This window comes from Candidatus Moraniibacteriota bacterium, assembly GCA_016699425.1.
Lineage (GTDB): Bacteria > Patescibacteriota > Minisyncoccia > Moranbacterales > UBA1568 > SSEF01.
Map to the genome: position 1 here is coordinate 947475 of CP064975.1, position 13990 is coordinate 961464.

Annotated in this window: 15 protein-coding genes; all 15 read right to left on the reverse strand. The window is 54.7% G+C overall.

Annotated elements, in window-relative coordinates; genetic code table 11:
- Positions 1-95: 95 nt before the first annotated feature.
- The 15 genes from IPJ68_04990 to IPJ68_05060 all read right to left on the reverse strand — a co-directional run bounded on the left by IPJ68_04990 (position 96) and on the right by IPJ68_05060 (position 13939).
- Positions 96-791 carry a 50S ribosomal protein L25 gene (locus tag IPJ68_04990; protein ID QQR78404.1) on the reverse strand — a complete coding sequence of 232 codons (696 nt, stop codon included), beginning with the start codon at positions 789-791 and terminating at the stop codon, positions 96-98.
- A 41-nt stretch (positions 792-832) separates the two neighbouring features.
- Entirely contained in the window at positions 833-1156 is a 324-nt protein-coding gene (locus IPJ68_04995) for a hypothetical protein (protein QQR78405.1), read from the reverse strand.
- A 219-nt stretch (positions 1157-1375) separates the two neighbouring features.
- A complete protein-coding gene (locus IPJ68_05000) occupies positions 1376-1900 on the reverse strand; it encodes a hypothetical protein (GenBank protein QQR78406.1) in 525 nt (174 codons plus the stop codon).
- A 119-nt stretch (positions 1901-2019) separates the two neighbouring features.
- On the reverse strand, positions 2020-2265 hold the full coding sequence (locus IPJ68_05005) for a DUF1653 domain-containing protein (GenBank protein ID QQR78407.1): 246 nt from the start codon (positions 2263-2265) through the stop codon (positions 2020-2022).
- A gap of 12 nt (positions 2266-2277) precedes the next feature.
- Entirely contained in the window at positions 2278-4341 is a 2064-nt protein-coding gene (gene gyrB / locus IPJ68_05010; GenBank protein ID QQR78408.1) for a DNA topoisomerase (ATP-hydrolyzing) subunit B, read from the reverse strand.
- 15 nt (positions 4342-4356) lie between these two features.
- Entirely contained in the window at positions 4357-4734 is a 378-nt protein-coding gene (locus tag IPJ68_05015; protein QQR78409.1) for a hypothetical protein, read from the reverse strand.
- Between the two features lie 171 nt (positions 4735-4905).
- Positions 4906-5463 (reverse strand): elongation factor P, encoded by a 558-nt coding sequence (gene efp / locus IPJ68_05020; GenBank protein ID QQR78410.1) that lies wholly within the window; start codon positions 5461-5463, stop codon positions 4906-4908.
- Between the two features lie 38 nt (positions 5464-5501).
- Positions 5502-5837, reverse strand: coding sequence for a four helix bundle protein (locus IPJ68_05025; GenBank protein QQR78411.1), 336 nt, complete (start codon positions 5835-5837; stop codon positions 5502-5504).
- A gap of 64 nt (positions 5838-5901) precedes the next feature.
- Positions 5902-6102 (reverse strand): 30S ribosomal protein S18, encoded by a 201-nt coding sequence (locus tag IPJ68_05030; GenBank protein QQR78412.1) that lies wholly within the window; start codon positions 6100-6102, stop codon positions 5902-5904.
- Positions 6103-6138: 36 nt separating this feature from the next.
- On the reverse strand, positions 6139-6615 hold the full coding sequence (locus IPJ68_05035) for a single-stranded DNA-binding protein (GenBank protein QQR78413.1): 477 nt from the start codon (positions 6613-6615) through the stop codon (positions 6139-6141).
- A gap of 46 nt (positions 6616-6661) precedes the next feature.
- A complete protein-coding gene (locus tag IPJ68_05040; protein ID QQR78414.1) occupies positions 6662-7189 on the reverse strand; it encodes a 30S ribosomal protein S6 in 528 nt (175 codons plus the stop codon).
- Positions 7190-8089: 900 nt separating this feature from the next.
- Complete coding sequence (locus tag IPJ68_05045; protein QQR78415.1) at positions 8090-9280, reverse strand: lytic murein transglycosylase; 1191 nt, start codon at positions 9278-9280, stop codon at positions 8090-8092.
- 145 nt (positions 9281-9425) lie between these two features.
- A complete protein-coding gene (recA, locus tag IPJ68_05050) occupies positions 9426-10364 on the reverse strand; it encodes a recombinase RecA (GenBank protein ID QQR78416.1) in 939 nt (312 codons plus the stop codon).
- Positions 10365-10459: 95 nt separating this feature from the next.
- On the reverse strand, positions 10460-11446 hold the full coding sequence (locus tag IPJ68_05055; protein QQR78417.1) for a helix-turn-helix domain-containing protein: 987 nt from the start codon (positions 11444-11446) through the stop codon (positions 10460-10462).
- A 96-nt stretch (positions 11447-11542) separates the two neighbouring features.
- Positions 11543-13939 carry a DNA translocase FtsK 4TM domain-containing protein gene (locus IPJ68_05060; protein ID QQR78418.1) on the reverse strand — a complete coding sequence of 799 codons (2397 nt, stop codon included), beginning with the start codon at positions 13937-13939 and terminating at the stop codon, positions 11543-11545.
- Positions 13940-13990: the final 51 nt, after the last annotated feature.

Below are 13990 nucleotides of genomic sequence, written 5' to 3' on the forward strand. Positions count from 1 at the left end.
GGCCGCCTGATAGTTACATTTCTCAAGCGGTTTGTCAATGAATAAAGAAGGAGCCCCGAGCGGGCCTCTTCTTTGCTAGATTGAGAAGGGAGAGATTATTTCTTCTCCTCTTTCTTGGCGTCCACCTTGCCACCTTCGGCTGGAGCCGCCCCTTCCGGCGTCTCTTTTACGACGCCCTCCACCTTGGTCACATCCATCTCGACTTTTTCTTCGAGGGACGACATCTCGGCATCGGTGCGCGGCCGCATGACCGTCGCGACGATCGCATCGAGAGCGTCGAGCATCTCCACACCCTCCGGCAAAGGAATATCGGAAACTTTCACCTGACTGTCAAAGTCCACGAGCTGAGCAAGATCGATAACAAATGAGTGGGGCAAATTTTTCGGGAGACACTTTACCTTCACTTCATCGAGGTTCCGGATGAGCACGCCGCCGAGTGCCTTCACCGCCGGAGACTCACCGACGAATTCAAGTGCGACTTCCGTCTCGATTTCTTCGTCCATGTTTACCTGGTAGAAGTCGATATGGGTGAAACGCCCGGAGAGCGGGTCAACCTGGACATCATGGATAAGCGTATTCACCGGTTTCTGCCCAGCAAAAGAAAGTTCGACAAGCGTACTTTCACCCGCCGCTTTATACAACTTTGAAAAATCTATGTATGGGACCGAGAGATTCACCGAATCCTTGCCATGCCCATACCGAACTGCCGGGATGAGACCGTCCTTGCGAAGCTTCGCGAGTGCCTTGCCTGATTCCTTTCGTTCGAGCACATTCAGTTTCAAGATGTCCATAAATAGGTATCGATCAGTTTACAAAAATTGCTCTGGCTTGTCTAACGGATGAGTTCGTCGACACCGCCATGATGTTCCTTCAGGAACTGGTGGACCGTCAGCACTTCATCACTCGAGATCGCTTCACCTTTGAAGAGCCGTTTGGCCTCGCTCTGCTCCAGGTCCGTCAGCACCCCCATGGAGATGACCCCGACGGGCGACATCGAGACATAGACGAGGGTCGAGGCACCACAAGCCTCACAGGTGAGATGCAAGGTCGATCGCTTGTCTTCCTGATCGAGGAGCAGCATCTTGGCCGGCCGGTACTCCTTGTTGCAGACGGGGCAACGGACGAGTGCCTTCAGATTTTCGAGATTGGGTTTCATGCTGTTATTTTAGCAAAAAATGCTTTGCAACAGCAATTTTCGAGTTTACCACCACACCAATAGCCCGCTCCGACACCCTCGGATTATCCCATCGACAAGCGTTTCATTGGTGTGGTGGCGAGAAGCAGTGTACCAAAAGGAACCCCTTGGGTCAACCCCAATCCAAAAAAATACGAGAGCTGGTCAGGCTCTCGGAAATCTTTACGACCGTTTGGGTTGTTACTCCGTCCAATTACACGCTTCGAGGAGTGGCCGCAGGTGCGGATTACGCTTCGGACTAATGTGTCGGAAGACCGTCTCCCGGCTGATCCAGCCAAGCTTGATGGCGAGAACGAACATCGCCGCTTCGTCCCACTTCTCGGGGAAGCCAGAGAATGACAGCAGATATTTACCCGCTCGGATCGCCCCGCCAAAACGCGGACATGGCACCTCTTTGCCGTCGATCACAATCGTGGCCTTGGGATTGCGTGTCCGGTAGCTCGTGAGGTGAAGGTTGTAGAGAGCAAGACGGGTCGGTTTTTCGAGCGCGAACTCTTGGCGCTTCGCTGTCTTTTCGAGTGGCATTTCGCCCCACATGAGACCAGCAATGATCGGCGTGCCGTCAGCAAAAGTCCAGGCTAGGTAACCTCCCGAACAATCCGGTCGACCACCCGCGTGCACCATCTCCCGTGCCTTCGCTAGGACCTGGTCCGCGGTCCGGACGACACGGAGGACAAGATCACTCGAGATCGTAACAGTACTCACTTTGTCACCCCTTTCGGTTGGTTGAAGAACTCGTCCTTGATTTCAAGGAATCCGTACTCTACTCGCCTCCCCCCATTTCGTCAATATGAAAAGCTTTTCGAACTCTCTCCCCTTGTAGGTCAAGCGAGGGTAAAGCGCGTGACTGATTTTTCCTCCCACGCGACCATCTCGCGCCACTCACGGAGCGGCCGGGTGAAGAGCGGCGCATCCGGATGCTCATACAGCGGTTCATACACTACCATCCACTCCTCATCATTGGAATGCAAGGCGAGAGACTTCACACGATACGAGTCACCCTTGTAGTGACGATAGATCTCACCCTCTTTCGGGGCACCTGCGGGTAGTGGTACGACATGGCCTTTCATAATCGAAGCGCTTTACACATCCAGGTTCTTTACGTTCTTCGCATGCGTCTGGATGAAGCGACGGCGCGGTTCGACCTCATTGCCCATGAGGACATCGAAGAGGCGATCGGCTTCCTCTGCATCATCAATCGTGACCTGGAGCATCAGTCGACGATCCGGATCCATGGTCGTCTCCCAGAGCTGCTCCGGGTTCATTTCTCCGAGACCTTTGTAGCGCTGGATATTGATACCGAAGACGTTTTCTCCGCCCTCACTGTTGGCCTCAGCGTTCTCCGGGACCTCGGCGACAATTTCTTCCTTCGCTTCGGCGACTTTCTTCTTGGCCGCTTTGGCAGTCTTGTTCGCTTCCGCGATCGCCTTCATGTCTTCGACGACGCGATCCTTTTCTTCTTCGGTATAGGCGTATCGGATGTCTTTCGCTTTCTGGAGACGATAGAGCGGCGGCTGTGCGATATAGATATACCCACCCCGGACCAGGGATTCATAGTAGCGGTAGAAGAATGTGAGGAGCAGCGTCCGGATATGCGAACCGTCGACGTCGGCGTCCGCCATGATGATGACTTTGTGGTAACGGAGGCGTGAGATGTCGAGCGTCTCACCGATCCCGACACCGAGTGCGATGATGATCGGCTTCAGTGTATCCGACTTCACGACCTTGTCGATTGTCGTCTTCTCCACATTCACCAATTTGCCGCGCAAAGGCAGTATCGCCTGGAACTCGCGGTTGCGCCCCTGCTTGGCACTGCCACCGGCCGAATCTCCCTCGACGATGTACACTTCGGATCGGCTCGCATCCCGGCTCGAGCAGTCAGCAAGCTTGCCCGGCAAGGTCATGCCCTCGAGCGCGCCTTTTCGAATGACCGCGTCCTTGGCAGCACGAGCGGCGATTCGAGCACGGACGGTCAGAACACATTTGTCGACGATGGCTCGTGCATTGTTCGGGTGTGTCTCGAGATAGTCAGCAAAGGCTTCGGCGACGACGGACTGCACTGCCCCACGGACTTCGGAATTATTGAGCTTGTCCTTGGTCTGTCCCTCGAACTGTGGGTTCGCGAGCTTCACCGAGACGACGGCCGTCAGTCCCTCACGGAGATCTTCGGCGGAAAACGCCCCTTCCTTCTCCTTGATCAGGTTGTTCTTTTTCGCATAGTCATTCATGACGCGAGTCAGTGCCATCTTGAATCCGGTAACATGCGTGCCGCCGCCCGGGTTCACGATATTATTGGCAAACGAAAACAGGTGTTCTTTGAAACTATCCGTATACTGAAGCGACGCCTCGACAAAGATATCGTCGACGGTCTTCTCGACATAGAACGGCATGTCGTTCTTCACATCCTTACCACGGTTCAGAAACTTCACAAACGAGATGATACCTGAATCGAAGTAAAAGCCGTGCCGGACGGCGAGGTGCTCATCCTTTTCGGTCACAACCTTCCGCCGATCCTCACAGAGTATCTTCACACCCTTGGTCAGGAATGCCTGATAACGGACATACTCGAGAATCTTGCTCCAAGAATATTCGATTTCCGGGAAGATTTCCGGGTCAGCCTGAAACGCCACTGTCGTACCAGTCTTATCGGTCTTGCCAATCGCTTTCACGCTCGCTTTTGGTTTACCCTGCTTGAATTCCTGTACCCAGATCTTGCCCTGCAGCTCGACGGTCACGCGCGTGTGGAGAGACAAGGCATTCACGACAGATACGCCGACACCATGGAGGCCGCCGGAGATCTTGTAGCCGCCCTCGCCGCCGAACTTACCACCGGCATGCAATACCGTGAGCACCGTCTCAAGCGTGGATTTTTTGGTCTGAGGGTGGATCTCTACCGGGATGCCGCGACCATTGTCGATCACTTCGACCCAATTATCCGGCAGGAGCCGCACGACGATGTCCGTCGCATATCCAGCCATCGCCTCGTCGATCGAATTGTTCACGACTTCCCAGATGAGATGGTGCAGACCCTCGGGCGAGGTGCCGCCGATATACATACCGGGACGCTTCCGCACCGGATCAAGCCCTTCCAGGACCTGGATGGACTTCGCATTATAATTGCTGTCTACGGTTTTTGGTTTGGCCATATGAGAGTAGTGAAACTATGAGCGATGAAATTGACGGGCCGTGAATTCGAGGAGGAGGATGAGGGCCAGTGCAAGGAGCGCCACCCACCAGACCAGGTAACCGAGGAATTGGGCGAGGGCCAGGCTAGCGACATAAATTCCGACGAGCACACCTTGGCGCACGGCACCGGGGAGATAGGCTCGTGCCGCTGATTCATCGAGGAATCGACTGGCGAGCGAGAGGAGCCCGAGTGTCACACCAGCCGCCACCAAGAGCCACAATGCGAAGAAAAAGAGCCCTTGTCCCGCGATCGTAAGCGTCACCGGATCGACTCCAAAAATGAAAACGCCGAGGACGCCGAGGGCCGCGAGCAGGGTGAGCCGAAGGATGTTGAGCCAGGTGTGGAGATGCATCGGAGAAAGGTACTTGCCTTCACGAACACTGGTTCCAGTATACGGTTTTTCGGCCCACTTAGCAAGGCTTCTCTTGGCTTATATAAAGGAAAACCCACTCGTTTCCTGGCGAGCGGAGGCTATTTTTTGGAGCTCTGATTTCTCTCGCCTCAAAGCCTATCCCGATCGGGTCTAAGCTCGCGAGACGTAGGTCCCCTTTTCCGTATTCACGATCACTCGGTCTCCCGTCTTGATGAAGAGTGGGGTGGTGAGTGTCATGCCTGTCTCGAGCGTCACGACCTTGTCCCCGCCCGAAGCCGTATCCCCTTTGAGCCCCGGCGGGGCATCGGCGACGGTGAAGGTCATCTTGATGGGGAGCTCGATATTGAGCGGCTGGCCGTTCCAATTCAGCATCGTGACTTCCGTCCCATCGATGAGGTATTCGGCCAATGGTCCGAGCGTATCCTTGTCGAGGGTGAACTGGTCATAGTCCGCCATATCCATGAAGGAGTACTCGTCGCCCGTGTGATAGAGGTACTGCGCCTTCGACTTCGCCACTTCCGCCTCCTCTACCTTATCTTTGTCCTGAAAGGTGTAGTCGATGATCGCGCCCGAGAGCAGATTTTTCAACTTCGTCCGCATCACCGCCCCGCCGCGGCCGAGAAAGCTGTGCTGGTATTCCACGACGACATACGGCTCCTCGTTCCAGAGAATCCTCTTACCCGTTTTAATTTCAGTCAGATTGAGCATATGTTTAAACCGACAACTCACAACCTACGACCTACAATTTATGAATCCAATTTCTTCTTGAAACCACCGATTTGGTTTGCTATCACGCTCACCCTCTCACGTATTTGGGAAAATTCATCTTCATCAACCAGTTTCATCTCTTTGAATGTTTCAACGGCTGCAAGCGTTTCGTAGAGCGAGCCGAGAGCGATCTCGAGAAAGCGGTTCATCTCTCTGTCCGATGCTTTGCCGCTTCCTTCAGCGATATTCAACACTACTGATAATGACGAGCGGACGAGCTGGCTACCGAGTTCGTAACGATATTCCTTCGGCAATCCACGAACCAGTTTCAGTATCGTGGCAATAGTTCTTGAGCCGAGCGATATACTGGCCATTCCAGAAACCGAAACTGTTTCATATCTCGTTGTCGGTTGTCAGTCGTTGGTTGTCGGTAGTAAGTTACTTCACGACGTACGGGATCAGCGCCATAAACCGCGCCCGCTTGATCGCGAGCGAGAGATTGCGTTGCTCCGTCGAAGTCAAACCGAAACGCTTCGGTGGATAGATCTTGCCTTGGGAATTGAGAAAGCGCCGGAGAAAGTATGCATCCTTGTAGTCGATGCGGCCGAGCTTCTTTCGTGAGTCTTGGTCGAGGGTCATAAAAATTCAGAGGTGAGGGATTAGGGAGAGTAGCGGTTAGAACGGGACGTCTTCGATCTTGATTTCCTTCTCATCGTCGAGATTGATGGTCGGGATCTCCTCTTCATTGATCGGTGCAGCATTCTTGGGCGCTGCGGCCGAACCGCTCGACTGTGGCCGCGGAGCACTACCCGCCGATGCGCCCTGGGCTCGCGAACCAAGCTGCATAGTCTCGCCGACGACCTCGGTGACGCGGCGCTGACTGCCGTCCTTGGCGGTGTACTCGCGTGTCTGGAGCCGCCCCTCGATGAAGCACTCCTGCCCCTTGGTCAGGTACTGCCCGGCGATCTCTGCTTGCCGCCCCCAGAGGATGACGGTGTGGAATTCAGTCTTCTCCTGCTTCTGACCACCCTTGTCCGTCCAGAAATTATTGGTCGCCATGCCGATAGTCGCGACACTCTGCCCCGTCGGTGTCGTGCGGATCTCCGGATCACGAGTCAGTCGACCGACGAGGATGACTTTGTTCACGTTCATAGCCTTGTTTGCTAAGAATTATGTTATGCGCAGAGAGCACAATGAATTAGATATCTAGTTTTGCCTTCAACTGAGCATCGATTTCCTCTTTGCTCGCCTCTTTGGCAGGTGCCACTGGGGTAGGTGCTGGCGATGTGGTCGCACTGTGTGCATCACCTGTCGGCCGTTCGCGACGGAAGTTGCCCCGGGCGCGCGGGTCTTTCTTCGTGTATTCGGTCCGCTCGATCGGCTTCAGTTCCGGCAACGTGTCCGCCCGCATGATGAGCACGCGTAGCACGGTCTTCGACAACGCAAACTTCCGGTTCATCCGCGTGATCGCATCACCCTTCGCCATTTCAACCTCAAACTCTTTCGCCGAGAGCTCACTCTTGTCTGGCAATGTGAAACGGCGGGCGATATAGATACCCCGTGTCTCATCTCCGACCTCATAGGCGAGCTTGCGCTTGTCCTGAGTCTCTGGCGCGAGAAACTCTGCTCCTTCCTCGCGACAGATTGCCTCGACCTCGGTTCGAATCGCATCGAGGCTCGGCTCCTTGCTCTCTCCGATCAAATAAAATAGTTCGTACTCGCGCATACTAGATCAGCTGATTATGTGGTTACTCTGCAGTATAAATAAAAAACCCAAGAACAATCGGGAAAGTCAGTGGGACGGGCGGACTCCTATCCAGTTCAGACCCTTCCCCGCCAGCTGGCGGATCAGGACTCACAGGCGGGAATCTCTCGGACTTTCTCAGTTGTTTCCAGAGTGTAGCCGATAATCCCGACCTTGGCAAGGCGCTAGTCATGAGTGACTCTCCTGAGTGATGCCGCCCGCAACCTGTGGAGAAATGATGCTGCCCCGGGATCGAATCGATCCTCGGGGCATGGTACTGCTTACTTCGGGTCTCGCCCTGAGGAGGACGAGACCATTGCCGATGTTATTCAGCTTCTTCGCGCAGCGTCGACCTGGCCGGATGCACCTGCATTCACGCCCGAATGCGGCGAATCGTGGGTCTGCTCGTGTTGCCGGTGGACAGTCGCGCTTGACATCGCCTTGGCGCCATTCTCGAAGCGCAATGCCGGGGAGCCCCGAGGGGCCGATTTGATTCTGTGTTTCATACTCGCCTCTCCTTTAGAGACTGATGAAAACGAAATGACGCAGAACCTCTGGAAGATGCACCCGCTGGGACACTACATGCTTCACGAGAGGCTTGCGCCGCCAACTGCCTCGATACAACCGAGAACAGCAGGGAAAGGAGAACCATGTTTCTACTCTCTCCGCTGCCCTCGACTCTTCGCCACGAAAAAGAACTCTGGACACAGTATAAGGAAAATCAGGATAGCGAGTCAAGAAGCTCCCCCAAGAACTCTGATGCTTTCAAGAAACCTATCTCCGAGAGTATTGCCCTGTCCGATTCTAATCCTCCTCCGAGATCACTCGACATTGAACCCCGTTGGCGCAGTGGGTGGTGTGGTGTCGCCTCAGAACTCATCCTCAGAACAGTTTCTTGTAATTGTCCGCCCAGTAGAGGACGCCGTTGATATAGGGGGCATAGCTCGTGCCGAGGTAGGAGGCGGCTGCTTTCTTCCAGGCACTCCGACTGCCACTCGTGACACCCGGCGTCTTGGACAATTTGGTGGCCATCGCCATGACGCCATCGGTCAGGTTCCACGGGTCCGGCGGATTGTGTCCGGTCTTTGACGCGACCTGGGATTTGTACCCCATCCAGGTGTCCGGCATGAACTGCGCCACCCCCATCGCACCGCCGGTCCCCGTGTAGCCACTCGGATTACAGGAAACTTTTTTCTTTTTGTAATCGTAACCGAGTTCCTTCGTGATCGACTTGAAGACTTCGCGTCGACGCTGAAACGTCGCCCAGGAAGCCTTGGAAAGTTTCCCTGACTTGTAGCGTGCTTCCGCTCCCTTCTCCACCTCGGCATAGGTGCAACCACCGACGTTTTTTCCGAGGTTGGTCTCCATCTTCAGCATCCCCATGAGGAAGCCCTTCGGGACACCGGTCTTCCCACTGGCATAGGTGACGGCTTCCTTGATGTCCCCTGCATCATATGACCCGCCTGTCAAGGCATTCAAGTCGCTCTGCAATTCATTCAGCTCCTTCTGGAGACGAGACACCGTCTTGGCGACATCTTCGACATCCTCAAGCGTCTCCTGCTGATCAGAAACGAGTACATTCTTCTCGATGGCCTTTTTCTGAAGGAGCGTCTCATGATCCTTCTTCGCATCCTCAAGTGAGAGCTTTTCGGATTCCGTATCTGCCTGAGTCAGCGAGAGCGATTCGAGCATGGAAGAAATCTTCTCTCCGACAGTCAAGAGCTTGTCCGGATCATTGACCACATCCGTGAACCGCTCCTCGGCGACCAGGACACGAGGCAAAGGCCACTCCCCCTGGTAGTACAATTCCCGCATGAGGCCAGTGATGAGCTCCTTCTTATCTACGATCTGTTCTTCGAGCAAAGCAACCTCGGCTTCTTTCCGCTCGATGGTATTCGCCGCCTGCTGGATCTTGATCTGTGTTTCCGCGATCGCGCGCTGCGTCGACGAGAGCGAGGCATTGATGCCGGCGAGTTCGGATTCGAGCGCTTTCTTTTTGGCTTCTGCCGCCTTGAGCTTCTTCTCGACATCGGAAATATCATCTTTGATCTCACCCGAATCAGCGGCAGCCAAAACTGGCGGAGCCGAAGAAACGATGCTGCCCAGCATCAGGAGAGACAAGAAAAGAAAACCAAGCAATGCTTGTTTGTTTTGATATGCATGTTCCTATTATACCCCATACAAAAAGAGGCTCGGATGAGCCTCTTTTCCTGTTTTCCTACTTGGAAGACTCGACTTCGATCTCCTTTACCCGCTTCCAGATAGCCTTCTCAATTTCTTTGCCAACTTTCGGATTCTCCTTGAGGAACGCTCGTGTCTGCTCCCGGCCGACGCCAAGCTTCACCTCACCAAAGGAATGCGTGTTCCCCTGCTTCTTGATGACTTCATATTTCACCCCGGTATCGAGCACGTCATCGCTCCACGAGATACCTTCGTTGTACATGATGAAGAACGATGTCGTCCGGAACGGCGGGGCCACTTTGTTCTTCACAACTTTCACATTGACCTGATTGCCGACGACTTCCTCACCCTTCTTCACCTGAGCACTCTTCCTGACTTCGATCCGGACGGATGAGTAAAATTTCAACGCATTGCCGCCGGTCGTTGTCTCGGGATTGCCGAACATGACGCCGATCTTCATGCGCAACTGATTGATGAAAACGACGACGACATTGGAGCGCGAGATAATAGCGGTCAATTTCCGGAGTGCCTGACTCATGAGTCGCGCTTGCCGGCCGACATGCTGATCACCCATCTCCCCCTCGATTTCCGCCCGCGGCACGAGCGCGGCGACCGAGTCGACGACGATGATATCGACGGCGTTCGAACGCACGAGTGTCTCGACGATATCGAGCGCCTGCTCGCCTGAATCCGGCTGAGAAATAAGCAGTTCGTTTACATTCACGCCGATGCGCTTTGCATACTCCGGATCGAGTGCATGTTCCGCATCGATGAAGGCTGCAACACCCCCCGCCTTCTGGGCATTGGCAATCGTGTGCAGCGTCAAGGTCGTCTTGCCTGAAGACTCCGGACCATAGACTTCGACGATACGGCCGCGCGGGACGCCACCGATACCGAGCGCGATGTCGAGCGACAGCGATCCCGTCGGAATCGCCTCGACATCCACCTTCCGGACATCGCCGAGTTTCATGATCATCCCCTCACCGAACTTCCCTTGATCTCGTCGACAACCGCGTCGACGCTCTTCCTCCCATTACTGACTGCTTTTTCCTTGGCCATACACATGTGGATTTATGGATTAGCACTGACCGCATCCTTTGTATATATCTTCCCACTGACGGGGACGGCTTCTTTCCCAACCAGCTCAGCTGGACCATCATCGAAACTTGTCTCCGTGTGCGACGCATCGTCGGTCGACAGTCGCACTGGATCAATGAGGCCAGCAAACCGCTGCTCCTTCCCAGGGAGCAAGGTGCCACTATACAACACTGTCTCACCGCTCGCAAGAGTCACATCCACCGCCTCCGCGACGGCACGGACTGTGAACACAAAGCCTGGCAGGTGAGTCTCTGTCACGGCCGGTTCAGAAGTATGGCTCTCCGTTCGGCTTTCGATCGCCACAGTCTCCTCTTTCGTCTTGTCAAACCGGTTGGTCGCCCGGATGACGATGCGGTTCATACCCTGTTGGAGAGTGATTTCTTCATTGAACTCACCCGCACTCCCGACAAAAACCGGCTCGCCATTCGCTGTAACAACAGTCCCGGGATCGGTCTGGCCACGCAGGGCGATGACAGACCCGTCTATTGTAGCACCTGAGATCGGGTCACTGATGACGAGACGCGGCTCAGCTACAAAGCTCCGAAATTCAGAAAACAGATACGCAAACGTCCCACCGAGGACCAGCACGAGGAGCGTGACGAGCAAAGTCCGCGGGGTGATGATCCATGCGTTCATTGCCGGATACCGGACCGATTCCTTGGGCCCTGGCTCATGGCCGAGGTTCATCCGGATATGTCGCTCTTTGTCATACAACTTCAAAAACGCACCCTCCTCGAGGCCGAGATGCCGCGCATAGCTCTTCAGAAACCCTCTGACATACACCTCGGCTGGCAACTTCCCGTATTCCCCGTTCTCAAGATACTCCAAATACTTCGCCTGAATCCGAGTTGCCTTGGCGATCTCGGTATAGCTCATGCGGTACTGCTGGCGGAGTTTCTTCAACTTCTCTCCCAGGGTCAGCGATTCGACTTTCTTTCGGATAAAACCATCATTCACCATATCAGATACTTTTCAGCTGTTTAGCTTTTTGGCTTCCTAGCTTACAACAACCCCGCTCTCCCTACAAGCTACGAGCTAAAGAGCTACCCGCTATCCTCACAGCTGCCACTTTTCTCGCTCCGCCTGATCCGACAGCGGATCGTCACCATACTGTTTCCCCTCCTCGAGAGTTTTCAGGATCACCTCGCGCTTCTTGTTCACCTCCGGCCCGACGACACCGCGCTGCTCGAGCGTCTGCATGACCCGTGCCGCTTTCGGATAGCCGATTTTGAGAAATGTCTGGAGATACGTCGTCGACGCACGCTGCGTTTCCACAACAAGTTTTTTTGCGGCTTGATAGATCGGATCATGTTCATCCTCATCCGCTTCACCGACACCGTCGAGGTCGATCGGGTGTTCATCTCCCCCGCCGAAATCCTCACCGATCTCATCCATTCCTTTTTCAACTTTTTGTCGCTCGAGAAAACGCACCACCTTTTCAACTTCATCCTCCGAAACAAATACGCCCTGAATACGTTGAAGAGTCGATGTCTCGGCCGAAGAATAGAGCATATCACCATTGCCCAGAAGTTTCTCGGCTCCACCCGTATCGAGGATGGTGCGCGAATCGACATTGGACTTGAGCTTGAAGGAAATCCGGGCCGGCATGTTCGCCTTGATGAGACCCGTGACGACATTTACCTCGGGACGCTGGGTTGCAAGCACCAGGTGGATACCCGCTGCCCGACCTTTCTGAGCGAGGAGGATGATGGATGACTCGACCTCTTTCCCATGGGCGACCATAAGGTCAGCCATCTCATCGATGACGATGACGACCTGTGGCATCGGGGCAAGTTCCTCTTCTCGGACTTCACTCGTCTCAGTATCGACGACGCGCTTCTTCTCGCCGCGGGCAATTTTTTCCCGGTAGGAGGAAATATCCCGCGACCCGACAGCCTCGAGCGCTTTGTATCGCCGCTCCATCTCACCGACAGTCCATTTCAGAGCGTTCACGACTTTGTGATTATCAACAATGACATCAGTCTTCAGGTGCGGGATCCCCTTGTACAGCGACAACTCGACGCGCTTCGGATCAACGAAGATAAACTTCAGATCCTCGGGTGAATTCTGATAAAGGAGCGAGAGGATGAGGGTATTGATACAGACGCTCTTGCCGGACCGGGTCGTCCCCGCGATGAGGAGGTGCGGCATGCGTCCCAGGTCGGCATAGACGTAGCGGCCTGAGACGTCCTGACCGAGAATGATGGTCAGGTTCGAGTGCCGCGCACGGAATTCTTTCGATTGGAGGAATTCGCGGAGACGGACATTCACCTTCGCCTTGTTCGGCACCTCGATACCGATGAGCGACTTCCCAGGGATCGGTGCTTCGATCCGGATATGCTGCGCGGCAAGGGCGAGGGCGAGATCATTGTGGAGCGGCGTGATACTTGAAATCTTCACACCAACCGCCGGCCGGAAAGTGTACTGGGTCACCGTCGGGCCGACTTGGACTTCGCCCGGCTCCACATCGATATGGAAATGCTTCAGGGTCCGGATGATGATGTCTTTATTCTGTTCGATATCGCCGCCACCACCCTTGGCATCGGACGCTGCGAGGAGCTCGAGTGGCGGGAGTTCCCACTGCACTCGTCGTCGCTTCGGCCGGATAAAAGCCGGGACCAGAACCGTCTCTTCTTCCCCATTCCCATTGGACATTCCCTCAACACCCTTCACAGCTGCTGTGGCTGTCTCTGTTGATTCGTTCTCAGCAAAGCGGATATTTTGGATATTGCCGGCTGTTTGTTCGGCAGGTGCATCCACCTTCCCCTCGATCGTCTCCGGTACAGGTTCTGATATCTCGGCCGACTTCAATGCCCCTTCGAGCGAAAGCGCTGCGTCGGCTACCGCCGGTGATATAAGCGCCGATTCCTGTCCATCGATCGACACCTCTTCGGTTGGTTCCTTTCGGAAACGCGCCGTCACATGCTCGAACCAATGCAGGAGCGACACATTGAATGCCGCGATGACTCCCGAGACGAAGAGCGTGAAGAGGACGACGAACGCAGCAATCTTTCCCATCGCACCCGAAAGAAGACTCGCGAAGAGATAGCCGATGAAGCCGCCGCCCTCGCGTGCGAGCGCCACGGATCGCAATTCCTTGGCGGTGTCCCCGAGGAAGAGATGCGACAAACCAAGGAAGGCGAAGAACGCGAAGCCTAATCCGAAATACCGGATGATATCAGAGAGATTCGTCGCATGTCGCCGGATAATGAAGTAACCAATGAGCGGTAACAGTGGGATAAGTAACCACTTGCTCCAACCCACGGTCACCCCCACCCACTGATCGACGTTCAGACCGAAAGACCCTGCCTGCCCGATGAACGAGAGGAGGAAGAGGATAGCGAAGGCCAGGAGAAACAAAGCAGCGATACCGCGTTTGGCATCACTCCCGAGCGCTTCTCGCCGTTTCTCATCCGGCTTTTTTTCGGATTGATCTTTCTTTTTCCGCCCCATATATCTAATAGTATAGCAGCCCAATTGCAGTCGAATCAAAATTCCCCAAGA

Excerpts from the sequence above, each read along its gene's own strand:
- IPJ68_05005 (QQR78407.1), bottom strand. The coding sequence starts at position 2,265 with ATGAAAGGCCATGTCGTACCACTACCCGCAGGTGCCCCGAAAGAGGGT.
- IPJ68_04990 (QQR78404.1), bottom strand. The coding sequence starts at position 791 with ATGGACATCTTGAAACTGAATGTGCTCGAACGAAAGGAATCAGGCAAG.
- IPJ68_05025 (QQR78411.1), bottom strand. The coding sequence starts at position 5,837 with ATGGCCAGTATATCGCTCGGCTCAAGAACTATTGCCACGATACTGAAA.
- efp (QQR78410.1), bottom strand. The coding sequence starts at position 5,463 with ATGCTCAATCTGACTGAAATTAAAACGGGTAAGAGGATTCTCTGGAAC.
- IPJ68_05035 (QQR78413.1), bottom strand. The coding sequence starts at position 6,615 with ATGAACGTGAACAAAGTCATCCTCGTCGGTCGACTGACTCGTGATCCG.
- recA (QQR78416.1), bottom strand. The coding sequence starts at position 10,364 with ATGATCATGAAACTCGGCGATGTCCGGAAGGTGGATGTCGAGGCGATT.
- IPJ68_05040 (QQR78414.1), bottom strand. The coding sequence starts at position 7,189 with ATGCGCGAGTACGAACTATTTTATTTGATCGGAGAGAGCAAGGAGCCG.
- IPJ68_05015 (QQR78409.1), bottom strand. The coding sequence starts at position 4,734 with ATGCATCTCCACACCTGGCTCAACATCCTTCGGCTCACCCTGCTCGCG.
- gyrB (QQR78408.1), bottom strand. The coding sequence starts at position 4,341 with ATGGCCAAACCAAAAACCGTAGACAGCAATTATAATGCGAAGTCCATC.
- IPJ68_05060 (QQR78418.1), bottom strand. The coding sequence starts at position 13,939 with ATGGGGCGGAAAAAGAAAGATCAATCCGAAAAAAAGCCGGATGAGAAA.
- IPJ68_05030 (QQR78412.1), bottom strand. The coding sequence starts at position 6,102 with ATGACCCTCGACCAAGACTCACGAAAGAAGCTCGGCCGCATCGACTAC.
- IPJ68_05055 (QQR78417.1), bottom strand. The coding sequence starts at position 11,446 with ATGGTGAATGATGGTTTTATCCGAAAGAAAGTCGAATCGCTGACCCTG.
- IPJ68_04995 (QQR78405.1), bottom strand. The coding sequence starts at position 1,156 with ATGAAACCCAATCTCGAAAATCTGAAGGCACTCGTCCGTTGCCCCGTC.